Origin of the sequence: Bradyrhizobium sp. YR681 (assembly GCF_000282615.1) — a bacterium.
Classification (GTDB): domain Bacteria; phylum Pseudomonadota; class Alphaproteobacteria; order Rhizobiales; family Xanthobacteraceae; genus Bradyrhizobium.
This window is the reverse complement of sequence record NZ_AKIY01000205.1, coordinates 24,515-46,421: the sequence shown is the minus strand read 5'-3', so window position 1 is coordinate 46,421 and position 21,907 is coordinate 24,515. Positions and strand designations below refer to the sequence as shown.

At 64.9% G+C, this 21,907-nt stretch carries 18 protein-coding genes; 10 read left to right on the top strand and 8 right to left on the bottom strand.

Features of this window, described 5'->3' with window-relative positions; genetic code table 11:
• Positions 1-67 precede the first annotated feature (67 nt).
• Both PMI42_RS19735 and PMI42_RS19730 read right to left on the bottom strand, forming a co-directional pair.
• On the bottom strand, positions 68-3,268 hold the full coding sequence (locus PMI42_RS19735; protein WP_008137309.1) for an efflux RND transporter permease subunit: 3,201 nt from the start codon (positions 3,266-3,268) through the stop codon (positions 68-70).
• A gap of 150 nt (positions 3,269-3,418) precedes the next feature.
• Positions 3,419-4,663 (bottom strand): efflux RND transporter periplasmic adaptor subunit, encoded by a 1,245-nt coding sequence (locus tag PMI42_RS19730; protein WP_008137308.1) that lies wholly within the window; start codon positions 4,661-4,663, stop codon positions 3,419-3,421.
• Between the two features lie 201 nt (positions 4,664-4,864).
• On the opposite strand from PMI42_RS19730, the gene PMI42_RS19725 reads away from it, so the two are divergent.
• Positions 4,865-5,470 (top strand): TetR/AcrR family transcriptional regulator, encoded by a 606-nt coding sequence (locus tag PMI42_RS19725; RefSeq protein ID WP_008137307.1) that lies wholly within the window; start codon positions 4,865-4,867, stop codon positions 5,468-5,470.
• 296 nt (positions 5,471-5,766) lie between these two features.
• Here the strand turns inward: PMI42_RS19725 and PMI42_RS19720 are convergent, their stop codons facing one another.
• The 3 genes from PMI42_RS19720 to PMI42_RS19710 all read right to left on the bottom strand — a co-directional run bounded on the left by PMI42_RS19720 (position 5,767) and on the right by PMI42_RS19710 (position 9,014).
• Positions 5,767-6,522, bottom strand: coding sequence for a hypothetical protein (locus PMI42_RS19720; RefSeq protein WP_193376341.1), 756 nt, complete (start codon positions 6,520-6,522; stop codon positions 5,767-5,769).
• Positions 6,523-6,778: 256 nt separating this feature from the next.
• Complete coding sequence (locus PMI42_RS19715) at positions 6,779-7,486, bottom strand: P-loop NTPase family protein (RefSeq protein WP_008137304.1); 708 nt, start codon at positions 7,484-7,486, stop codon at positions 6,779-6,781.
• A gap of 22 nt (positions 7,487-7,508) precedes the next feature.
• Positions 7,509-9,014 (bottom strand): amidase, encoded by a 1,506-nt coding sequence (locus tag PMI42_RS19710; RefSeq protein WP_035966156.1) that lies wholly within the window; start codon positions 9,012-9,014, stop codon positions 7,509-7,511.
• 505 nt (positions 9,015-9,519) lie between these two features.
• Between PMI42_RS19710 and PMI42_RS19705 the strand changes: the two genes are divergently transcribed.
• The 3 genes from PMI42_RS19705 to PMI42_RS19695 are packed head-to-tail and all read left to right on the top strand — an operon-like array spanning position 9,520 to position 13,148.
• Entirely contained in the window at positions 9,520-10,737 is a 1,218-nt protein-coding gene (locus PMI42_RS19705) for a multidrug effflux MFS transporter (RefSeq protein WP_008137299.1), read from the top strand.
• Positions 10,738-10,752: 15 nt separating this feature from the next.
• Positions 10,753-12,150 carry a guanine deaminase gene (guaD, locus tag PMI42_RS19700; RefSeq protein WP_008137298.1) on the top strand — a complete coding sequence of 466 codons (1,398 nt, stop codon included), beginning with the start codon at positions 10,753-10,755 and terminating at the stop codon, positions 12,148-12,150.
• 14 nt (positions 12,151-12,164) lie between these two features.
• Positions 12,165-13,148 carry an antibiotic biosynthesis monooxygenase gene (locus PMI42_RS19695; protein ID WP_008137297.1) on the top strand — a complete coding sequence of 328 codons (984 nt, stop codon included), beginning with the start codon at positions 12,165-12,167 and terminating at the stop codon, positions 13,146-13,148.
• A gap of 23 nt (positions 13,149-13,171) precedes the next feature.
• On the opposite strand, the gene PMI42_RS19690 is transcribed toward PMI42_RS19695, so the two are convergent.
• Positions 13,172-13,519 carry a MerR family transcriptional regulator gene (locus PMI42_RS19690; protein ID WP_008137296.1) on the bottom strand — a complete coding sequence of 116 codons (348 nt, stop codon included), beginning with the start codon at positions 13,517-13,519 and terminating at the stop codon, positions 13,172-13,174.
• An 85-nt stretch (positions 13,520-13,604) separates the two neighbouring features.
• Between PMI42_RS19690 and PMI42_RS19685 the strand changes: the two genes are divergently transcribed.
• Complete coding sequence (locus tag PMI42_RS19685) at positions 13,605-14,615, top strand: zinc-dependent alcohol dehydrogenase family protein (protein WP_008137295.1); 1,011 nt, start codon at positions 13,605-13,607, stop codon at positions 14,613-14,615.
• A 55-nt stretch (positions 14,616-14,670) separates the two neighbouring features.
• A complete protein-coding gene (gene rnz / locus PMI42_RS19680; protein WP_008137294.1) occupies positions 14,671-15,573 on the top strand; it encodes a ribonuclease Z in 903 nt (300 codons plus the stop codon).
• A gap of 15 nt (positions 15,574-15,588) precedes the next feature.
• Here rnz and PMI42_RS19675 read toward each other — a convergent pair whose 3' ends face one another.
• Positions 15,589-16,332 (bottom strand): DUF3750 domain-containing protein, encoded by a 744-nt coding sequence (locus PMI42_RS19675; RefSeq protein ID WP_035966154.1) that lies wholly within the window; start codon positions 16,330-16,332, stop codon positions 15,589-15,591.
• 82 nt (positions 16,333-16,414) lie between these two features.
• Positions 16,415-17,266 carry an IclR family transcriptional regulator gene (locus PMI42_RS19670; RefSeq protein WP_008137292.1) on the bottom strand — a complete coding sequence of 284 codons (852 nt, stop codon included), beginning with the start codon at positions 17,264-17,266 and terminating at the stop codon, positions 16,415-16,417.
• Between the two features lie 105 nt (positions 17,267-17,371).
• Between PMI42_RS19670 and PMI42_RS19665 the strand changes: the two genes are divergently transcribed.
• Genes PMI42_RS19665 through pdxA form a run of 4 tightly spaced genes read left to right on the top strand, consistent with a single transcriptional unit; the run spans position 17,372 to position 21,901 of the window.
• Positions 17,372-18,292 carry a dihydrodipicolinate synthase family protein gene (locus PMI42_RS19665; RefSeq protein WP_008137290.1) on the top strand — a complete coding sequence of 307 codons (921 nt, stop codon included), beginning with the start codon at positions 17,372-17,374 and terminating at the stop codon, positions 18,290-18,292.
• A gap of 26 nt (positions 18,293-18,318) precedes the next feature.
• A complete protein-coding gene (locus PMI42_RS19660; RefSeq protein ID WP_008137288.1) occupies positions 18,319-19,758 on the top strand; it encodes an FAD-binding oxidoreductase in 1,440 nt (479 codons plus the stop codon).
• A gap of 2 nt (positions 19,759-19,760) precedes the next feature.
• Positions 19,761-20,867, top strand: coding sequence for a four-carbon acid sugar kinase family protein (locus PMI42_RS19655; RefSeq protein WP_008137286.1), 1,107 nt, complete (start codon positions 19,761-19,763; stop codon positions 20,865-20,867).
• On the top strand, positions 20,864-21,901 hold the full coding sequence (pdxA, locus tag PMI42_RS19650) for a 4-hydroxythreonine-4-phosphate dehydrogenase PdxA (protein WP_008137285.1): 1,038 nt from the start codon (positions 20,864-20,866) through the stop codon (positions 21,899-21,901). Before PMI42_RS19655 ends, pdxA begins: the two co-directional genes overlap by 4 nt.
• The last annotated feature ends 6 nt before the right edge of the window (positions 21,902-21,907 follow it).

Genomic DNA, 21,907 nt, shown 5'->3' with positions numbered 1-21,907 from the left:
TCCGGACCCGAAGGGCCGCGTTAGCGCAAAGTGCGAAGCGGTCTTCCGACAAGATCATGCTCCAGCTTTAGTGCCCGGCTTCATGGCTAAGCCCCTGCACCGGGGCCACACTGGAGCCGCTGCCGTGATGCACCAGCGGCTTGTTGCCGGTGACGGTTCGCAGCAGCACGTAGAACACCGGCGTCAGGAACAGTCCGAACACGGTGACGCCGATCATGCCGGAGAACACCGCAACGCCCATCGCCCGCCGCATCTCCGAGCCCGCGCCGGTCGAGAGCACCAGCGGCAGCACGCCCATGATGAAGGCCATCGACGTCATCAGGATCGGGCGAAGCCGCAAGCGGCTCGCCTCGATCGCGGCCCGGATCGGCGTGCGTCCGGCGAATTCGAGCTCGCGCGCGAACTCGACGATCAGGATCGCGTTCTTGGCGGAGAGGCCGACCAGCACGATCAAGCCGATCTGGGTGAAGACGTTGTTGTCGCCCTTGGAGATCCAGACGCCGAACATCGCCGCCAGCAGGCCCATCGGCACGATCATGATGATCGAGAGCGGCAGGGTCAGGCTCTCATAGAGCGCGGCCAGCACCAGGAACACCAGCAGGATCGCCAGCGGGAACACCCAGAGGCCGGAATTGCCGGCGATGAACTCCTGATAGGTCAGGTCGGTCCATTCGAAGGCAAAGCCGGGCGGCAGCGTCTCGGCCGCAATCCGAGTCGCCGCTTCCTGTGCCTGGCCGGATGAGAAGCCGGGCGCTGCCGCTGCGTTGATGTCGGAGGACAGGAAGCCGTTGTAGCGGATCGCGCGCTCGGGCCCGGCGCTCTGCCGGATCTGCAGCAGTGCCGACAAGGGCACCATATCGCCGGAGGAGGAGCGCACCTTCAACTGCCTGATGTCGTCGGCACGGGCGCGGAACGGCGCGTCGGCCTGGACCCGGACCGAATAGGTGCGGCCAAACTTGTTGAAGTCGTTCACGTAGTAGGAGCCAAGGTAGATCTGGAGCGTGTTGAACACCTCCGGCACGGGCACGCCAAGCTGGAGCGCCTTGGTGCGGTCGATGTCGGCGAACAGCTGGGGCACGTTGACCTGGAAGCTGGAGAACACGCCGGCGATTTCAGGCGCCTTCTGCATCGCCGCCATGAACGCGTTGGTCGCCTCGTTCAGCGCCTCATAGCCGAGACCGGCGCGATCCTCGATCTGGAGCTTGAAACCGCCGATGGTGCCGAGGCCATTGACCGGCGGCGGCGGGAACATCGCGATGAAGGCTTCCTGGATGCCGGCATATTTCTTGTTCAGATCCGCTGCGATGGCATTTCCGCTCAGGGCCGCCCCCTTGCGCTCGTCGAACGGTTTCAGCGTCGAGAACACGATGCCCGCGTTCGAGGAGTTGGTGAAGCCGGAGATCGACAGGCCCGGAAAGGCGACCGAACTTTCGACGCCGGGCTGGGTCAGCGCGATGTCGCTCATCTTGCGGATCACCTCTTCGGTGCGGTCGAGCGTGGCACCATCCGGCAGCCGCGAGAAGCCGACCAGATATTGCTTGTCCTGGCCCGGCACGAATCCGCTCGGCACCTGCTGGAACAGCAGGGCGGTCACGCCGACCAGCACCACGTAGAGGCCCATCACCGCGGCCTTGCCCGAGATCACCTTGGTGACGGTGCCGCTGTAATTCTCCGAGGAACGGGTGAACGCGTTGTTGAAGCCGCGGAAGAACCAGCCGAGGCTCTTTTCCATGATGATCGTCGGCCGGTCCTTCGGCTCGTTATGGCCCTTGAGCAGCAGCGCCGACAGCGCCGGCGACAGTGTCAGCGAGTTGACGGCGGAGATCACGGTCGAGATCGCGATCGTCAGCGCGAACTGCTTGTAGAACTGCCCGGTGAGGCCGGAGATGAAGGCGAGCGGCACGAACACGGCGATCAGCACCATCGCGATCGCGATGATCGGACCGGACACCTCGCGCATCGCCTGATAGGTGGCATCGCGCGGCGACAGCCCGCCCTCGATGTTGCGCTCGACGTTCTCTACCACGACGATGGCGTCGTCGACGACGATGCCGATGGCGAGCACGAGGCCGAACAGGCTGAGCGCGTTGATGGAGAAGCCGAACACGTGCATCACCGCGAAGGTGCCGACGATCGACACCGGAACGGCCAGCAGCGGAATGATCGAGGCGCGCCAGGTCTGGAGGAACAGGATCACGACCAGCACCACCAGCGCGATCGCCTCCAGCAGCGTGTGGATGACGGCCTCGATCGAGGAGCGCACGAACTGGGTGGGATCGTAGACGATCTGGTAGGACACGCCTTCCGGCATGTTCTTCTTGATCTCGGCCATGGTGGCGCGGACGTGGTCGGAAATCTGGAGCGCATTGGAGCCGGGCGCCTGGAAGATCGGGATCGCCACCGCCTGCTTGTTGTCGAGCAGCGAGCGCAGGCCGTATTCGGACGCGCCAAGCTCGATGCGGGCGACGTCGCGCAGGCGCACGACTTCGCCGCGCGTACCGGTCTTGACCACGATGTCGCCGAACTGATCTTCATTGGCAAGACGCCCCTCGGCGTTGACCGAAAGCTGCAGATCGATACCCCTGACGTTCGGGGAGGAGCCGACGACGCCGGCGGCGGCCTCGACGTTCTGCGCCTGGATCGCCCGCACGATGTCGCTGGCGGTCAGGCCATGCTCGGCCGCCTTCTGCGGATCGACCCAGACCCGCATCGAATAGTCGCCGGCGCCGTAGAGCTGCACGTCGCCGACGCCGTCGATCCTCGCCAAACGGTCCTTGACGTTGAGCACCGCGTAATTGCGCAGATACGTCATGTCGTAGCGGCCGTTGGGCGACAGCAAATGCACGACCATGGTGAGGTCGGGCGAGGACTTCTTGGTGATGATGCCGAGCTGGCGCACCACGGCCGGCAGGCGCGGCTCGGCCTGCTGCACGCGGTTCTGCACCAGCTGCGTCGCCTTGTCGGGATCGGTGCCGAGGCGGAACGTCACCGTCAGCGTCATGGCGCCGTCGGTGGTGGCCTGGCTCGACATGTAGAGCATGCCTTCGACGCCGTTGATCTGCTCCTCGATCGGGGTCGCCACCGTCTCCGCGATCACCTTGGGATTGGCGCCGGGATAAGTCGCGCGCACCAGCACCGAGGGCGGCACGACGTCGGGATATTCCGAGATCGGCATCGCGAACAGCGAGATCAGGCCGGCGAGGAAGATCAGGACCGACAGCACGCCGGCGAAAATCGGACGATCGATGAAGAACTTTGAGAGATTCATGGCCTTGCCCCTGGGCAATATCTACACGCCACCGTCATTCCGGGGCGCGGGCGCCGCCCGCGAACCCGGAATCTCGAGGTGAAGTGGTCGGAGTTCAGTCATTTCTGGATTCCGGGTTCGCGCTAGGCGCCCCCGGAACGACAGAGAACACTAGCGTTGCACCACGTCCTGGTTGCTGTGGTTCGATGCCTGCTGCGGCCCGCGCGCGCCCATCGCCGCGACCTCGGTCTTGAGGAGGGCGCCGGGACGCACGCGTTGCAGACCGTTGACCACGATGCGGTCGCCGGGCTTCAGGCCCGCGGTGACGATGCGCAGGCCGTCGACGGCACCGCCGAGCGTGATCGGCCGATAGACCGCGCGGCTGTCGTCACCGACCGCCATCACGAACTTCTTGTCCTGGTCGGTGCCGATCGCGCGCTCGTCGATCATCACCAGCGCCTGCTGCTTCGGTTGCCCCATCCGCACGCGCGCGAACTGGCCGGGGATGAGGCGCCCGTCCTCATTCCGGAATACCGCGCGGACGCGGATGGTGCCGCTCTGGCCGTTGACCTGGTTGTCGATCAGCTGGATGTGGCCCTTCGCCGAGAGGCCGCCTGATGTCGTCATCTCCACCGGGATCTGGTCGAGCTTGCCGCGCTGGCCGGTGCCATCTGCGATCGAGTTCAGCGCGCGCAGCACGACCTCTTCATCGGCATCGAACGAGGCGTAGATCGGATTGACCGAGACCAGCGAGGTCAGGACGGGAGAGGCGGTGCCGGCGGCGACGAGGTTGCCGACGGTGATCTCGAACTTGCCGACGCGGCCGTCCACGGGCGCACGCACCTCGGTATAGTCGAGATTGAGCTTCGCGGTCTGGAGCGTCGCCTCTGCGGCCTTCACATTGGCGATGGCTTCGCGATTGGCGTTGTCGCGCTGGTCGTAGTCGCGGCGGGTGACCACGGCGTTGCCGACCAGCTGCGCGCCGCGCTCGAGCTCGCTCTGGGTGAACACGACGCGCGCCTTGGCGGCTTCGAGCTGCGCGTTGGCCTTGTCGACCTCCGCCGCGTAAGGCGCCGGGTCGATCTTGAACAGGACGTCGCCGGCCTTCACCAGCGCACCTTCGGTGAAATTGGTGCTGAGGATCGCACCGGCCACGCGCGGGCGAAGCTCGACGCGCTGGATCGCCTCGAGCCGGCCGGAGAAATCGTCCCAGAGCACGGTCTGCTTCGGTTCGATCAGCGCGACGGTGACGGAGACGGCTTGCTCAGCCGCGGCGGCCGTTGCCGTCGCTTGGGCTGCACGGAAGTAATGGCCGGTCGCGATCGAGCCTGTGACGGCGAGGGCGCCCACGACGGCGACGCCGCCGAGAAGGCGGCGGAAACGGCCGGTGCGGGGGGAGTTTTGCGAGGGATGCATTTGCGCGCTCCAGATATGTAGTGTTCACTACAGATGTGGAGCTGGATGCCGCAGTGCAAGATACTTATGTACCATTCACTAAGAAAATTGTAGCCGCTTACCGCAAGAGTTGGCAAGTGGAAGAGAAAATAAAGCGAGAACAAATAGATAGGGTCAGGCGTTAGGTTGAGGGACGACGCCGATTTCGAGGAGAACAGGCACATGGGCATGGGACGCCCCCGCGAATTCGACGCTGAAATGGCGTTGGACCAGGCGATGGAAGTGTTTTGGCGCCATGGCTATGAGGGCGCCACCATCGCCCAGCTCACCGAGGCCATGGGCATCAATCCGCCGAGCCTCTACGCCTGTTTCGGCAACAAGGAAGGCCTGCTCAAGGCCGCGCTCGATCGCTACACCAAGCTCCGCGGCGTCTGGATGGACGAGGTGGTTGCAGCGCCGACGGCCCGCGCCGTCGCCGAACGGATGCTGATGGGCATCGCCGACAAGCAGACCGACCCCGCCAATCCGCCCGGCTGCCTGCTGGTGCAGGGCGGCATCGCCTGCGGCACCGGCTCCGAAAACGTCCCCTTCGAGCTCGCCGCCCGCAGAGCCCAGAACGAGGACCAGCTCCGCGAGCGTTTTGTTCGCGCGAAGGCGGAAGGCGATCTCAAACCGACCTCCGACCCCGCCGCGCTCGCGCGCTATGTCTCGGCGGTGTCCGTCGGCATGGGCGTGATGGCGTCGTCAGGCTCGGATCGCGAAGCGCTGCGGCAAGTGGCTGATGTGGCTGTGCAGGCGGTCGAGGCGCAGTCGGCCGAGAAGACCTAGAGGGTGGCTCATAAGAACTTTGTCGGCGCCTGAGGGACGAATCAAGCTTCTGATGGGCCAGCGCATTGCCGATTGTGACCCTTAGCCGGAGATCAATTGAGCGCGTTTTCATGTGGGCTATCAGGGCCGAACCGGACGCCGATCCAACTTGGCGTCCATCGCCGCTTTTGACCCATCAGCGAAGTGGTGGCGCACCTCGTGGAGGTCCGCTTATTGGGGCACGGCGGACTAGATTTGCTCAGGCTGAGTTCTTCTTAGTTTGACCCACAGGAGACATTTCAGCCTCAAAGCAGCCCTCAGTTTGTGGGGTCGTCTGTTTCGATCATGATTGTGCGGCGCGGCTTGAAAACTCCAGCTGTGGTGGTGACTCCACCCAGCCTCGTTTGATCGGCTCGGATCTCGTCCAACCAGGGGGCGCTAATATTCAATCTGGTCAGCAGCGGTGCGTCGGGCGCGACCTCGATCGTGACGGATTGCAATTCGATGTTGGCACCGATCGCGCGGGAGAATTCTTCCGGGCAGAGCTGCTGCGCGCGCTCGTAGGGTTGGCCGTACGGAAACCAGATGAAGGCGGGATAGGAGTCGTCCGTTAAGTCGCGCCTGCCTTGTTGCAGATTGGCGAGCACCGCCGGCTCCTGACTGAATTTGGCGGGCAGCGAGTCCGCCGTAAGCGGTTTCTTGCAGGTCAGTCCGTACTGCTTCTTACGCCTGAACCATTCCTCGCCATTGGAAGCCATCGACGCGACCAGCATGCCGTATTGGCCAAGGTCTATGACCGGGGCAACGCCCTTGACGATAGAATAGGTCGCCTTGCCGGTTCCCCAGGAGGCTCCCCCGGTCCAGTAGCGCACTGCGATGATGCTGGAGCCGGACCTGACCGCTTCATTGATCGCGACCGAAAAGGATAGCCGATAGCGAAACGCGGCGTCGTCCCCGCCCCCGCAAGCCGCCAGCAAACCCAGAGCGCCCAGGCTCACAAGGGCCGCGCTCAGGCGCATGCCCTCGCGCGAAAGCAAAGCGGTGACGCCGCTGCAAAGTCTGTGAATAGCCACGGCGCACGTAATAGCATGATCACCTTGTACAGATTGTAAACGGTCTTGCGTTGACTGGGATCACTGCAATGCTCTTTTGAATGCGAGAACCGGGCTCGTGGCGCCACGCGGACCAAAAAGAAAGACTGCTTCTGGCCCGTAGCTGAACTTGCCGCGCACCCCGCCGGGTGTCAGCTTTTGACCCGGAGCAGACCAGCGCCGCCTGTCGCCACTCGCTCAGCACGCAAGCATCTTCTCTAGCTCAGTCATAGAGCGATCAAGAATTGCGGCCCCCGTCGCCGGCCGGGTTCACCAAGACGGAAACTATGGTCTCTTCATACTTCGCCCATTCCATTCCGGAGTTCTCGATGCTGATCTTCGGGATATCGAGCTCCGCGTAGAGACCGTCGGTAAGCCGGCGATAATCACGATAGAGCTCGATGAGTCCCCGAAGACCAGCGTAGCCATGCCTAACGGCGTACGGCGACGTCAGCTTCCAATTGACCTGATATGTCACCCATGAGTCCCCCCGCTCAGCGGAAATCGCTCTAATCGCTCGGTCAACGTCGTCTTGGTGAAAGTAGATCAGCAAAGGATGTAGCGGCTTGATAGTGGCTACCACCTCACAAAGGTAGCTGCGGATCAGGGCGATGTCGGCATCAAGCAAAAACAGCGACGTTAAATTCCCATGGAAAAGCTGTCCGTCGACAACCGTGATGCTCGCCGACGTCGCGGCAGAATTGGCGTAGGCACTCCAACGCGCAGCGGCTGACTTCGCCAGATGCGTTGCCGGCATGTCCTCCCATGGCACGTCCCAATCAAAGCGGATCGGATGTGGGCTGGTGCCCTCGGTAATGCCGAGGGCGGACACACCGGAAGCCTTCAAGCGATCAGCAATTCGCCGTACGGTCGTCGACTTGCCGGACCCCATGATCCCTTCGACGATCACAATTCTGGACCATATGTTGCAAAAGAGGCGGGTCATGCAAAGCAAATGATGGCCTGTCTCATGCGCCACTACCAGCAGCCAGCCCCGGCGGCGGGACGAAGCCGCCGAATTCCCGTTCGACCAGTCCGGCCAGCGCAATCGTCGTGCGGTCCTCCAGATACGGCCCGATGATCTGCACGCCGATCGGCAGGCCCGAAGGCGTACGCTCGATCGGAACGGCGGTTGCCGGCAGTCCGCAGGTCGAAGCGGGGTCGGCCCAGATGAAGCACGCATCGGAATAGTTGTAGAGTTTTCCATCGATGTCGAGCTGCCGTGCATCGAACGGCTCGGAATGATCGTGTGGAAACGCCGGCACGGCGGCGGCCGGGTAGATCACCGCATCGAACGCGCGGAAGAAGAGTTGCCAGCGTTGTTGTAGCTGGAGGCGGGCCGCGTCGATCGCCAGCCAGTCACGATGGAACATGCCCCAGCCACGGGCGCGTTCGGCCTCGAGGCTGCGGTCGTCGGGCGAGAGTGTCGCGGCAAGTGCTTGCGCGTCTTCGAGAGCCGCCGGTGTCAGGCGGGGGCTTCGCGCTGCGTTGAGCAGCTTCATGTAGAGCCGCGCGGAGTCGGCGAGATCGGGCAGCGACGTGCTCGCGCGCGCGACCCGCGCGCCTGAGCGTTCGAGCCGTTCGGCGAGTCGTCCGATAGCAGAGCGTACGGCGTCACCCGTCGGCATCAACGGATGCGTATCGACCACGAGGATTTTGAAGTTCTTGAGATCGTGGTGGCGCGGGGCAGGCAATGCAAGGCGATAGCCGATTCCGTCGCGCGTCTCATCGGGGCCGGCGATCACATCGAGCGATAATGCAAGGTCGGAGGCGGTGCGCGCCATCGGCCCGACGACAGCGAGATCGCCCTGGCCCGGGACGGGCGGTGCTGGCGGCAGGCTGTATCCGCGCAGCGGGACCAGGCCGAGGCTCGGCTTGTGGCCGAACACGCCGCAGAAATGCGCGGGCACCCGGATCGAGCCGCCGATATCCGAGCCGATCGAGAGCGGACCGAAGCCCGCGGCCAGCGCCGCTCCCGATCCGCCCGAGGAGCCGCCGGGCGAGCGGCCGAGATCCCACGGATTGTTCGTCGTGCCGTGAATCTCGTTGTAGCTCTGGAAATCCCTGAGGCCGATCGGGATGTTGGTCTTGCCGATGATGATGGCGCCCGCCGCCTTCAACCGCGAGACGACGAGCGCGTCTTCTTTTGGTTGAAAATCCCTGAAATGCGGAAAGCCCCATGTCGTCGGCAGGCCGGCAACGTTGAACGGCTCTTTGAGGGTCACGGGGATGCCGAGCAGGGGCAGCCGCTCGCCGCGGCCAAGTGCGGCGTCGGCCGCGCGGGCGGCGTCTCGTGCACGATCGAAATCGCGAACGACAATCGCATTGATCGGTCCGTCCAGCGCTTCGATGCGCGCGATCGTGTGTTCGAGGAGCTCGGCCGCGGACAGCTTGCGCGCGTGCAGGGCGCCCAGCAGTGCGCCGATCGAGCCGTAGTCAAGGTCAGCGCCATCTGCGGTCATCATGAACTCCATTGTATCCCATTGTCGCGTCGAGGCCATTCCCGTTGCAGATGCCCGGGGCGTCGAACGTGCGATCTTGAAAGGGGGATCAGAGGGGCCGCGCAACCAGCACCGGACCAGCTTGCCGATGCGGAGGGCAATGCCGTTCGAGACGGCCATGCCTTCCGAACGGTTAACGGACCGGTGCGGCGGCAAACCCACGGTCGGCGATGATGCAATTCTGCACCTGTTTTGCCCGACGGCGCAAGCGAAAATTTCGTCCTTACCGAATTTTTGAAAAGGCCAACGATTTCGGCCCGATCCCTACTGTGCATGGGGTTGTTTTCGATTTTTTGCCGGAGCGTCACCGCGCCGCATGGTTCGGGGCGTGAGGCCTCCCGTATCGGACCGGACCCCCTAAGAGTTTTTACACACAGTTCTGGCACGCTCCCGCGCGTCAATATCCGCAACCTGCATCGTCGCCTCTCATTGTGTGCACGAAAAGACGGGGCCCGCGGGCATCGAGGGGGCGTAAGCCATGACTGCACTTGCTTCGGACGCCGGTTGCGCGAAGCGCGGGATCGTGCCGATCCTGCTGTGCGTCGTGCCGTTCAGCCAGATCCCGCTCGATGCCTACACGCCGGGCCTGCCGCAGATGGTGGTGGATCTCGCAACCGATTCCGCCTCGATGCAGAACACCGTCACCGCCTACATGCTCGGCATGAGCCTGGCGCTGGTGCCGGTCGGCATCGCCTCCGATACGCTTGGCCGCCGCAACGTCCTGCTGGCAGGGCTGTCGGTGCTGATCGCGATGAGCATCGCCTGCGCGCTCGCCACCAGCGCCTCGCTGCTGCTGGGCTTGCGCTTCCTGCAAGGCATCGGCGGCTGCACCTGTCTGGTCGTGGCCTATGCGGTCGCGGCCGACTGTTTTCGCGGCCGCGAGCTCACGGCGATCTCCGGCCTGCTTGGCGCGGCCTGGGGGCTTGCGCCTGTGCTGGCGCCCGCGGCCGGCGGCTTCATCGTCGAGCTGACGTCCTGGCGCGGCGTGTTCGTCATCATCGCCATCGCCGCGGCCATCGTCGCCGCGATCGTGGTATTCCTTCTGCCGGAGACGCTGCCTGTGGATCGGCGCGCGCCGTTCGATCCGCGCCGCACCGCCGGCATCTTGCGCGAGGCGCTGGTGCGCCCGGGCTTCCTGGCCTTCGTGCTGGTCTTTGCCGCCGCCGCCAGCGCGCAGCTCGCATTCGGCGTCGTCGCGCCGTTCTTCTACCAGTCCGGCCTCGGTTATTCGGCAGCCGTCTACGGCCTCGTCGCGCTCGGCCTTGGCGGCGTCAATCTCGCCGGCGAGCTCGGCTGCGCGCATTTCGCGCACTCCATGCCGCCCCGCGTGATGGGTTTTGGCGCCTTTGCGCTGTTTGTCGCAGGCTCCGCGGTCCTGACCGTAACCGGCATGACCCTCGGTCTCGATTTTACGTCGATCACGATCGGCGGCGCGCTGGTGCTCGGCGGCTGCGGTGTGCTGTGCCCGATGATGTACGGCATGGCGCTGGGCCTGTTCGAGCGCGACCACGGCCTGATCGGCGGCCTCATCAGCGCGCTCTGTTATCTCGCCGTGAGCGGCGCCATGGCGGTCGCAGCGGTGCTGCCTGAAGCCACGCAGGCGCCGATCGGATGGCTCTATCTCGGCCTCTGCGCCGTCGCGGGGACGCTGCTGGCGATCTCGCTGCCCTCAGTGCGCCACGCCACACAGACTTAAGCAAGGAACATCCTCATGACCACCGTCGGTATTCGCGGCACGTTCTTCGACTTCGTCGACGATCCCTGGAAGCACATCGGCAACGAGCAGGCCGCCGCGCGCTTTCATCAGGACGGCCTGATGGTCGTCACGGATGGCGTGATCAAGGCCTTCGGTCCCCATGACAAGATTGCCGCCGCACATCCGGGCGTCGCGATCACCCATATCAAGGACCGCATCATCGTCCCGGGCTTCATCGACGGCCACATCCATCTGCCGCAGACCCGCGTGCTCGGAGCCTATGGCGAGCAGCTGCTGCCGTGGCTGCAGAAGTCGATCTACCCCGAGGAGATCAAGTACCGGGATCGCAACTACGCGCGCGAGGGCGTGAAGCGCTTTCTCGACGCATTGCTCGCCGCCGGCACCACCACCTGCCAGGCCTTCACCAGCTCCTCGCCGGTCTCGACCGAAGAGCTGTTCGAGGAAGCGGCCCGCCGCAACATGCGCGTGATCGCGGGCCTCACCGGGATCGACCGCAACGCGCCGGCCGAATTCATCGACACGCCAGAAAACTTCTATCGCGACAGCAAGCGTCTGATCGCCCAGTATCACAACAAGGGTCGCAACCTCTACGCCATCACGCCGCGCTTCGCCTTCGGCGCCTCGCCGGAACTGCTCAAGGCATGTCAGCGTCTCAAGCACGAGCATCCGGACTGCTGGGTCAACACCCATATCTCCGAGAACCCGGCCGAATGCAGCGGCGTGCTCGTCGAGCACCCGGACTGCGAGGACTATCTCGGCGTCTACGAGAAGTTCGACCTGGTCGGGCCAAAGTTCTCCGGCGGCCACGGCGTCTATCTCTCGAACAACGAGTTCCGCCGCATGTCGAAGAAGGGCGCGGCGGTGGTGTTCTGCCCGTGCTCGAACCTGTTCCTCGGCAGCGGCCTGTTCCGTCTCGGCCGCGCCACCGATCCCGAGCATCGGGTGAAGATGTCGTTCGGCACCGACGTCGGCGGCGGCAACCGCTTCTCGATGATCTCCGTGCTCGATGACGCCTACAAGGTCGGCATGTGCAACAACACGATGCTCGACGGCAGCATCGACCCGGCGCGCAAGGATCTCGCGGAAGCCGAGCGCAACAAGCTCTCGCCCTATCGCGGCTTCTGGTCGGTCACGCTCGGCGGCGCCGAAGGCCTCTACATCGACGACAAGCTCGGCAATTTCGAGCCCGGCAAGGAGGCCGATTTCGTAGCGCTCGATCCCAATGGCGGCCCGGTGGCGCAGCTCTGGCACCAGTCGCTGGTCGCCGACGGCGCCGGTCCGCGCACAATCGACGAAGCCGCCAACATGCTGTTCGCCGTCATGATGGTCGGCGACGATCGCTGCGTCGACGAGACCTGGGTGATGGGCAAGCGCCTCTACAAGAAGAGCTGAAGCGGACGGCCGCTATGAACGGATCACCTGACAAGGCCGGCCAGCCGGTTGCCCTCGTTATCCAGCGCCGCATCGCGGACGACGGCTTCGCCGCGTTTGCACGCTGGAACGGCGAGGTCGGCGAGGTGCTCAAGACCTGGCCCGGCTTCCTCAGCCAGGAGGTGGTGCCGCCGCAGCCGCCTGCGCATGTGGATTGGGTGACCATCGTTCGCTTTGCGAGCCCGGCCGCAGCGCGCGCCTGGCTTCAGAGCGAGGTGCGGGCGAAGCTGATCGCGGAGATACAGCGCTACTTCGTCGGTTCGGAAGATGTCCATATCCTGCCCGATACCGGCGTTCAGCGCGACAATGCGGTCTCCGCGGTGATTTCCTTCAAGGTGCCTGTTGGACTGGAGGACGCCTTCCTCACCTGGCAGCAGCGCATCCAGGCTGCGGAAGCCGAGTTCAAGGGATTTCTGCGCCACAAGATCGAGCGGCCGATTCCAGGCCTGCACGACGAATGGATCGTCATCCTGTCGTTCGACAGCGATGCAAATCTCACGGCGTGGCTCGACTCGCCCTTGCGGCAGACGCTGCTGAAGGAGGGCGCGCGCTTCAACGCCGGCATGAACGTGAAGCGGGCGAGCTACGGCTTCAACTTCTGGTTCCCTTCCGGCAAGACGCAGGCGCCGGAGCAGGGCCCCGCGCTGATCTGGAAGAGCAACCTCATCGTCCTGCTGGTGCTCTATCCCGTGGTCTATCTCTGGGGCACTTTCATCAGCCGGCCGCTGATCGACAGCCACGGCGTGCCGATCTGGCTGTCGCTGTTCGTCGGCAATCTCGTCAGCACCCAGCTGCTCGGCTGGTGGCTCGTGCCCGCGGCCTTCAGGGCGCTCGACTGGTGGGTGACGCCGAAGGCGACGATCGGTCGCCAGGTCGCGGGCTACGCGCTGCTTGCCGCGCTCTACGCCGGGTCGATGGGCCTGTACGCACTGCTGCTTGCGTGGCATTGGGGACGCTGAAGCCCCAGTTCACGATCTGGCGATCAGTTCACGCTCGACAGGAAGCCCGCCAATATTGTCCGGCTTTGGCTGAGCGTCTCGATACGCTCGTCGATGAGGCTGACCTGATCAGCGAGTATCTTTCGTAGATTGTTGCACGGCGTGAATTCCGGATCGTTGTTCCTCACGCACGGAAGCAATTGCTGGATCGTTTCGAGCGTCATTCCGGCCGCGCCGAGCATCTTGATCCGCCGAACGGTTTGCTCTTCCGCCGCGCCATAATCGCGATACCCGGCGTCTGTGCGTGGCGGCGCAAGCAGCCCTTCGGCTTCGTAGTACCGCAGCATTCGGACGCTGACCCCCGTCCTGCGGGAGAGCTCACCAATCCTCATTGAAAAACCCTCTTGACCCTGACAGCGCTGTTAGACCTTACAGGCTGTGCTCGTCCCTGTGAACACCCCTGCGGGAGGAGCAACAATGAAAGCCTACCATCTGAACGAGCATGCTGGCGCTGGCGGCCTTGTGCTGGCCGATGTCAGCAAACCCGAACCTGCGACGGGTGAGGTTCGCATCCGGGTCGAGGCAGCAAGTCTGAACTATCGCGATCTTTTGATCCTCGACCGCGTAGGACAAGGCGCGCTCAACGGCCGCGTGCCGCTCTCCGACGGCGCGGGCGTCGTTGACGCGATCGGCGCCGGCGTTCTGCAATGGCAGGTTGGAGACCGCGTCGCCGCGTCGTTCTTTCGCGATTGGGTCTCCGGGCCGTTCAGGACCAGCTATGTTCCTTCGGCCCTCGGTGGCAACACGATGGACGGAGTGCTGGCGGAATATGTCGTGCTGCCGGCAACCGCGCTCGTCTCGGTGCCGGCGCATCTGTCCTCGATCGAGGCCGCGACCTTGCCCTGCGCCGGCGTCACGGCCTGGCACGGCCTCATCACGCGCGGCGGGATGGGCAAAGGCGACACGGTGCTGGTCCAGGGAACAGGTGGTGTCGCGCTGTTCGGCCTCCAGTTCGCCGCGGCACTGGGCGCGCGTGCAATTGTGATATCTTCGTCGGATGAGAAGCTCGCCCGCGCCAAGGCGATGGGCGCCTCGATCCTCATCAACTACCGCGACACGCCCGACTGGGATGTCCCCCTGATGAAGGCGACGGACGGCGAAGGTGCCACTCATGTCCTCGAGCTCGGCGGTCCCGGCACCTATGACCGATCGTTACGATCGGTCGCTTCGGGCGGCAAGATCGTCCAGATCGGTGTTTTGACCGGGTTCGGCCCGAAACCCGATCTTGCGCGCCTGCAGTGGGAGAATGCCGATATCATCGGCGTCACCGTCGGATCGGTCGAGCATTTCGCCGCGATGAATCGTTTCTTGACCGACCAGGCAATCCATCCGATCGTCGATCGGATCTATGGCTTCGACGAGGCCCCCGAAGCGTTCACCTATCTCCGGACAGGCGCGCACTTCGGCAAGATCGTTGTGAAACTGTAGCGTCTCAGGCAAGTCAGGGCGACAGAGTTTCTCAACTTCTCGACAAGTGACGAGCATGTTCGCCCTGACATTTCTCGGAACCTCGGCCAGCGTTCCGTCCGCCGAACGCAACCACCCGGCACTCCTCGTGGAGGCGGCCGGCCAGCGTATCTTGGTCGATTGCGGCGAGGGCACGCAGCGGCAGTTGCTACGCAGCGGTGCCGGCTTCCGGCGGCTCGATCGCATCCTGCTGACGCACGCGCATCTCGATCACGTGCTCGGTATCCCCGGCCTGTTCTCGACGCTGGGCTTGCGGCAGACCGCCGAAATGATGACCGTTCATGGCGGGCCTGCTACGCTCGACCTCGTCATTCGCATGCTTGCGGGACTGTGGGGCGCGGGCAGGGCGCCGATCCCGGTGGAGTTCGCGCCACTGAGCGAAGGACAGGTCATCGACGTTGGTGATTTCACCATCGACTGCTTTCCGGTGCGCCACCGCAACACCGACAGTTTTGGTTTCGTCTTCAAGAGCCCCGCGCGGCGCCACCTCCGGTCCGATCGCCTCGCTGAGCTTGGTGTCCCTGACGGCCCCTTGCGCGGTGAGTTGGCGAAAGGACGGCCGGTCGTCATCGCCGAGCGCACGATTGATCCGGAAGACGTCTTGGGGCCGCCGGGCGGTGGCAAGAAGCTCGTCGTGATCGGCGACACCGAGACCACCGAGGGATTGTCCCAGTATGTCGCCGATGCCGACTTGCTGGTGATCGAGGCGACATTCCTCGATCGCGACGCACCGACCGCGCGGAATTACGGCCATCTCACCGCAGCGGAGGCGGCTGCGTTCGCGGCCGCGAACAATGTCGGCCAGCTCGTGCTGACCCATATGTCGGGACGCTACGAGGACGCAGAGATTCTCGCCGAGGCGGTGAAGATCTTTCCCAACACACGGATCGCGACTGACTTCGATCACGTCGTTGTCTAGTGATCGTGACCAGCGTTACAGACCGATCGCAACACCGAGGCGGCCGATGCCGGGCAGCTTGACGGCGGGACGCCTGATGTCGAAGCCAAGCACGGCACCGAAGAAGTTGATCTCGAGACCTTCGACCCAGCCGAGGGTGAGGCCGAGATAGCCCGAGAGCGAGGCATAGAAGCCGGTGCGCGAGGCGGTCAGCCCGATCCATTGCCCGGAATAGGGATAGTCCTTGCCGATGGCGGTCGGCGGCAGAACCGCGCCAAGTTCGGGCACGGCATTCAGGGCGGCCTGAACGAAGGTGTTCGAATTCGGCCCCGGCCAAGCGCTGTAATCGCCGTAGGCCCGAAACTTGTAGGTCTCGATCACAGATCGAATTCTGGGAATGAAGAGTTCGGCCTGTGGCCCGTCGACCGCCACCACGGTTTCCGGGAGGGCACCGAACCACCTGCCGTCGGGAGCGAACCCGTTGCTCCGGATCGGCTCGCCCCACGCCGTGTAGTCGTATCGGCTGTAGCTGGTCGCACCCTTTTCCTTGACGACGATCCATGTGTGGACGGCGAAGATGCTGCGCCACCGCACCGTTCGCGCCGCGTAGACCCGGATCAGGGCATCGGGATGGGAAGACGCCGGAGGCAGCAGGCCCGCGCTGGAGCGGTCGGCCGTCTGCCAGTTACCGCGGCCATCTCCAAGCCAGTAATACCGCGCGGCCGATAGGCCGATCGGCACGAACACCAACAGCAGAAATGTGAGTACGGATTTTCTCAAGAGGAGGTCGGGAGTGGGAGGGCGAACCAACGAGATATAGGTCGATCGCGCTCTCACGCCAGCCCGGTCGGCAAGAACGCCCTCAGCCCGACAATCCCGATTTGATCGCGATATCCTGCACCTTGCCCGTCACCTGCATCAGGCGCGGCAGCGCTTGGTCGCGGAAGGCCGTCATGTCCATCCGCGTCGCATCGACGGTGACGCTCAAGCCGCCGATCACGAGGCCCTGGGCATCGAAGACCGGCGTTGCCAGCGTACGCAGGCCATAGGCGTTCTCGCCGTCGGAGACGGCATGACCTTTCTTCTTCACCTGATCGAGCCGGGCGAGCAGGGCATCGAGATCGGTCAGCGTCCGCTCCGACAGCTTGACGCGGGGCCGCAACTCGAGCCGTGCGATCTGCTCGTCACGCGCCAGATGCGCCAGCATGACATGGCCGAGCGCGGCGCTGTAGGCGGGAATGCGCGTGCCTGGCCGCCGATCCATCTTGTAGCGATCGAGCCCGGCGCTGATGCGCGCGAGATAGATCACGTCGCCGCCGTCGAGGATGCCGAGCGAGGCGGCATCGCCGACATCAGGCACGAGGTCGCGCAGCAGCGGCTCGACGATGGTCCGCAAGGATCCGTGCGACAGCACGGTATAGCCGAGGTCGAGACAGGCGAGGCCGAGGCGGAACCGGCGGCTCTGGGGAGCGGCCTGGAGATAGCCGAGCTCGACCAGGGTCTGGATCAGCCGGAACGCGGTTCCGCGATCGAGATCGGCGCGTGCGGCAATCTCACTCAGGGTGAGCTCGAAGGTTTCGCTGCTGAAACTCTTGAGCACGGCAAAGGCTTTGCCGACGGAGGCGACATAATTCTTGGGATTTTTGGCGTTAGTTTCCGATTTGCGCTTCGCGGCCATCTTCTGGACCTTGGCCATGCTCGAATGCCCCGCCATGACAGCATCGCCCTTGACGCGGGGGCATGCTGATTTTACGACTGGATCAGAAAATAACAAATGTTCGCATTCCGAACAACATCGTTCTGGCGATCGGAGGAAGTTTTGTCGACATCATCGCTGCACCCCCATGGCGTGTTCTCCGCGGCGGTGACGCCGCTCGACGCCGAGCTCGCGCCCGATCACGCGCGTTTCCTGGAGCATTGCCGCTACCTCCTGGACGAAGGCTGCGACGGTATCGCCATGCTCGGCACGACAGGGGAGGCGAACTCCTTCTCGGTGACTGAGCGCACTGCGCTGCTCGAAGCCGTGGTCGCCGCCGGCATCGCGCCGCAGCGGCTGCTGCCCGGCACCGGCGTTGCTGCGCTGACCGAGACCATTGCGTTGACGCGTCACGCGCTCTCGGTCGGCGTCGACACCGTGGTGATGCTGCCGCCGTTCTACTACAAGAACGTCACCGACGACGGCATCTATGCCTCCTACAGCGAAGTGGTGCAGCGGATCGGCGATGCGCGCCTGAAGGTCGTCCTCTATCACTACCCGCAGATGTCGGCGCAGCCGATCTCGCATGCGCTGATCGAGCGGTTGCGCAAGGCCTATCCGGCGACGTTTACCGGCATCAAGGATTCGTCCGGCGACTTCGCCAACATGACGGCGATGGTGGAGCGCTTCCCCGGCTTTGCGGTCCTGGGCGGTGCCGATCCATTGATGCTGCCGCTGCTGCGCAAGGGCGGCGCGGGTTGCATCACAGCGACCTCCAATATCGTCGCGCGCAGTCTTGCATACGTTTACAAGCACTTCCGGGACAGCGACGACGATCCGGCGCTCAAGGCGGCGCAGGCGCGCATCGTGAAGGCGCGCGAGCTGGTCTCGAAATTCCCGCAAATGGCCTCCCTGAAGGCGCTGGTGGCCGATCGCACCAGGCATGCCGGATGGCAGCGCCTGCGGCCGCCGCTGGAGTCATTGCAGTCGGGCCAGCTGAAAGAGCTGCTCGCGAATGCCGCGGCGTTCGCGGCCTCCGCCTGAAGCCGGTGCGGGCGACGAGGCGATCGATGTCCGTTTCTTTCCAGGATGCGTTGGCCGGGCTTGCCGCGATCGTCGGCGACAAGCACGTCATCGCGGCGGGACCCGACCAGGAGCCCTATGTGGTGGACTGGCGCGGGCGCTATCACGGCCGTGCCGTTGCGGTGGTGAAGCCCGGCTCGACCGCCGAGGTCGCCGCAATCGTCAGGCTCTGCGTGGCAAGGCGGCTCGCGATCGTGCCACAGGGCGGCAACACCGGCATGTGCGGGGCGGCGACGCCCGATGATCGGGCGGGCAATGTCGTGATCCGGCTCGACCGCATGCGAGCCATTCGCGACGTCAGTCCGCTCGCCAATACGATCACGGTCGAAGCCGGCTGCATCCTCGCCGAGGTGCAGAGCGCGGCAAAGGACGTCGATCGCTACTTCCCCCTGAGCTTGGGGGCCGAGGGCTCATGCCAGATCGGCGGCAACATCTCGACCAATGCCGGCGGCACGGCCGTGCTGCGCTACGGGCCGACGCGCGATCTCGTGCTTGGGCTGGAAGTCGTGCTGCCCGACGGGCGCATCTTCAACGGTCTGCGCGCGCTGCGCAAGGACAACACCGGCTATGCGCTCAAGCAGCTCTTCATCGGCGCGGAGGGCACGCTCGGCATCGTCACCGCGGCGGTGCTGAAACTGTTCGCGCCGCCGCGCAGCTCGGCCCTGGCGTTGCTGAAGCTGCAGGGCGTCGAGCAGGCGCTCGAGATCATGGCGCGCCTGCGCGGCGTGGTCGGCGACCGGCTCGGCAGCCTCGAGATCATGTCGCGCGCGCAGATCGATGCGATCGCCGCGACGGTGCCGCACGTCACCGTCCCCTTCGAGCTGACGACGCCCTGGTATCTGATCGTCGAGCTGACCGACACGCTTGCCGGCGTCGACCTCAATGACCCGCTGGCTGCGGTGCTCGCTGAGGCGATGGAAGCCGGGCTCGCGGAAGACGCGATATTGGCCTCCAACCTCGCGCAGGCGAAGGCGATCTGGTCCGTCAGGCACAGCGTGTCCGAAGGTAACAAGCGCAGCGGTTACGTCGTGTCGCATGACAGCGTGGTGCCGCTGGAGCGCCAGGCGGCTTTCGTCAACAACGTCGAAGCGCGGATCAAGGCCGCCGTCCCGCATGCAAACGTCGTGATGCACGGCCATATCGGCGACGGCAACATCCATGTCGTGGCGCTGATCGATCGCGTGCATTGCCAGGACCCGGACGCGACCGCCAGGCTGGTGGCCGAGATCAACGAGATCGTCGATGACGAGACCGCTGCGCAGGGCGGGGCGATCAGTGCCGAGCACGGTATCGGCATCACCAATCGCGGCCGGCTCGCTCGCGTTGCCGATCCCCTCGACATCGCGCTGATGCAGGGCGTCAAGCAACTGCTGGATCCGCACGGCCTGATGAATCCGGGCAAGATCTTCAGCACGGGAGCGGCATGACGATGACGAGCGTCCGCCTCCTCGCCGACGATCTCACCGGTGCGCTCGACACCGCGGCGGAGTTCGTCGGCCTGTGCGGACCGTTCGACGTCACATGGCCCGAAGCACCCGCGACGCTGCGCGCCCGGAGCCTTGCGATCGACAGCGGCACCCGCGAGCGATCGAAGACCGAGAGCGTCGAGATCGTCGGTCGGCTGGCGCCGCAGCTCCAGGGGGCGACGATCGCCTACAAGAAGGTCGACAGCCTCCTGCGTGGCGCGTGGGCGGCCGAGCTCGGCGCCTGCCTGCACGGCGGTCAATGGGCTTCCTGCGTGGTCGCGCCCGCCTTCGACTATCAGGGACGCCGCACCGCAGGCGGCCAGCAATTCGCGCGCACCGTGCAAGGCGAATGGCATCGCGTCGGCGACAATTTGCTGGATCAGTTGAGACAGGACGGCATCGAGGCGCGACAGGGGCATGTGGAGACGCTGTCGCTGGGCGGGGTTCAGGTATTTGATGCCGAGAGCGACATCGACCTCGATCGTGTCGTGGAGATGGGACGGCGCATGCCGGGGCCGGTGCTGTGGTGTGGAAGCGGCGGATTGGCCGGCGCGCTCGCCCGTAGCCACCGCGCCGATGCGCCTGTTCAGTTGAAGCTGCCGGTGCTGGGGCTGTTCGGCTCCGACCAGCCCGCCACCGCGTCGCAGCTCGCCGCGTGCGGCGAGGCGACGATCGCGCTTGCGGAGGGCGAGGACGCTGCGCGCGTTCAGCGCAAGTTGGTCGATGACGGCGTGGCACTGGTCAAGTTCTCTCTCGCCGAGGGGCTGTCACGCGCCGAAGCGGCGCGGCGGATCGCACGCGAAATGGCAGCTCTGATCGCGGCGCTTGAACCGCCGGGCACGCTGGTCGTTGCCGGCGGCGAGACCTTGAAGGCTGCATGCGTTGCCCTTGACGCACATGCCCTTGAGGTGACAGGGCGTATCGTTCCGGGATTGCCGCGCTCGATCCTGCAGGGCGGACGCTGGGCCGGCGTCGAAATCGTGTCGAAATCCGGCGCATTCGGTCCCAGCGAGCTGTGGCGCGACCTGCTCCGGGACAATCATCTGCTCAGAATGGAGAGTCCGATATGACCTCTCGTCACCTTGCCATTACCATGGGCGACCCCGCCGGGATCGGGCCGGAGATCATCGTCAAGGCCTGCGCCGGACTGAGGGAGCGGATCGCAAGTGGCGATCTGCGCCTGTTGATCATCGGCAGCGGCGCGGCGCTGAATGGCGCCAAGGCCGCGCTCGGCACCGATGTCGCGATCCCCGAGGTCGCGGCCGACGATCGCGAATGGCCCAATCTCTGCTACCTGCAAGCCGACACAGAGGGTGATCCGATCGAGCCCGGCGTGCTGAGCGCCGATGGCGGCCGCTTCGCCTACAAGGCGATCGAGCAGGGCGTGCGGCTGACGCAGGCCGGCCGCACTGCGGCGATCGTCACCGCGCCGCTCAACAAGGAAGCGCTCAACAAGGCCGGCTATCATTTTCCTGGCCATACCGAGATGCTGGCGCATCTCACCGGCGTGCGCGGTTCAGTGATGCTGCTCGCCCATGGCAACATGCGCGTCAGCCATGTCTCGACCCATGTCGCGCTGGAGGACGTGCCGAAGCGCCTGACGCCGGAGCGGCTGCGCATGGTGATCGACCTCACCAACGATGCCCTGCTGCGGCTCGGCATCGCCAAGCCGAAGATAGCGATCGCCGCGCTCAATCCGCATGCGGGCGAGGGCGGCCTGTTCGGCCGGCAGGATATCGACGTGTCCGCGCCGACGATCGCGAAAGCGGTTGCCGACGGTCTCGACGTCGTCGGCCCCGTGCCCGGCGACACCATTTTCGTCAAGCTGCGCGCCGGCCAGTACGATGCCGCGGTCGCGATGTATCACGATCAGGGGCATATCCCCGTCAAGCTGCTCGGCTTCCAGGTCGATCCTGCGACCGGACGCTGGCAGGAGTTGTCCGGCGTCAACATCACGCTGGGCCTGCCGATCATCCGCACCTCCGTCGATCACGGCACCGCCTTCGACATCGCCGGCAAGGGCATCGCCAACGAGCACAGCCTGATCGAGGCCATCGATTATGCCGAGCGGCTGGCCGCCGGCGCCTCCGCATCCAAATCATGAGATCGA

What these genes read in the sequence shown, in the direction of transcription:
- PMI42_RS19685 (WP_008137295.1), top strand. Translation starts at nt 13,605, where the DNA reads ATGAAAGCCTACCATCTGAACGAGCATGCTGGCGCTGGCGGCCTTGTG.
- PMI42_RS19690 (WP_008137296.1), bottom strand. Translation starts at nt 13,519, where the DNA reads ATGAGGATTGGTGAGCTCTCCCGCAGGACGGGGGTCAGCGTCCGAATG.
- PMI42_RS19670 (WP_008137292.1), bottom strand. Translation starts at nt 17,266, where the DNA reads ATGGCGGGGCATTCGAGCATGGCCAAGGTCCAGAAGATGGCCGCGAAG.
- PMI42_RS19710 (WP_035966156.1), bottom strand. Translation starts at nt 9,014, where the DNA reads ATGGAGTTCATGATGACCGCAGATGGCGCTGACCTTGACTACGGCTCG.
- PMI42_RS19695 (WP_008137297.1), top strand. Translation starts at nt 12,165, where the DNA reads ATGAACGGATCACCTGACAAGGCCGGCCAGCCGGTTGCCCTCGTTATC.
- guaD (WP_008137298.1), top strand. Translation starts at nt 10,753, where the DNA reads ATGACCACCGTCGGTATTCGCGGCACGTTCTTCGACTTCGTCGACGAT.
- rnz (WP_008137294.1), top strand. Translation starts at nt 14,671, where the DNA reads ATGTTCGCCCTGACATTTCTCGGAACCTCGGCCAGCGTTCCGTCCGCC.
- PMI42_RS19735 (WP_008137309.1), bottom strand. Translation starts at nt 3,268, where the DNA reads ATGAATCTCTCAAAGTTCTTCATCGATCGTCCGATTTTCGCCGGCGTG.
- pdxA (WP_008137285.1), top strand. Translation starts at nt 20,864, where the DNA reads ATGACCTCTCGTCACCTTGCCATTACCATGGGCGACCCCGCCGGGATC.
- PMI42_RS19715 (WP_008137304.1), bottom strand. Translation starts at nt 7,486, where the DNA reads ATGACCCGCCTCTTTTGCAACATATGGTCCAGAATTGTGATCGTCGAA.
- PMI42_RS19660 (WP_008137288.1), top strand. Translation starts at nt 18,319, where the DNA reads ATGTCCGTTTCTTTCCAGGATGCGTTGGCCGGGCTTGCCGCGATCGTC.
- PMI42_RS19725 (WP_008137307.1), top strand. Translation starts at nt 4,865, where the DNA reads ATGGGCATGGGACGCCCCCGCGAATTCGACGCTGAAATGGCGTTGGAC.
- PMI42_RS19655 (WP_008137286.1), top strand. Translation starts at nt 19,761, where the DNA reads ATGACGAGCGTCCGCCTCCTCGCCGACGATCTCACCGGTGCGCTCGAC.
- PMI42_RS19730 (WP_008137308.1), bottom strand. Translation starts at nt 4,663, where the DNA reads ATGCATCCCTCGCAAAACTCCCCCCGCACCGGCCGTTTCCGCCGCCTT.
- PMI42_RS19705 (WP_008137299.1), top strand. Translation starts at nt 9,520, where the DNA reads ATGACTGCACTTGCTTCGGACGCCGGTTGCGCGAAGCGCGGGATCGTG.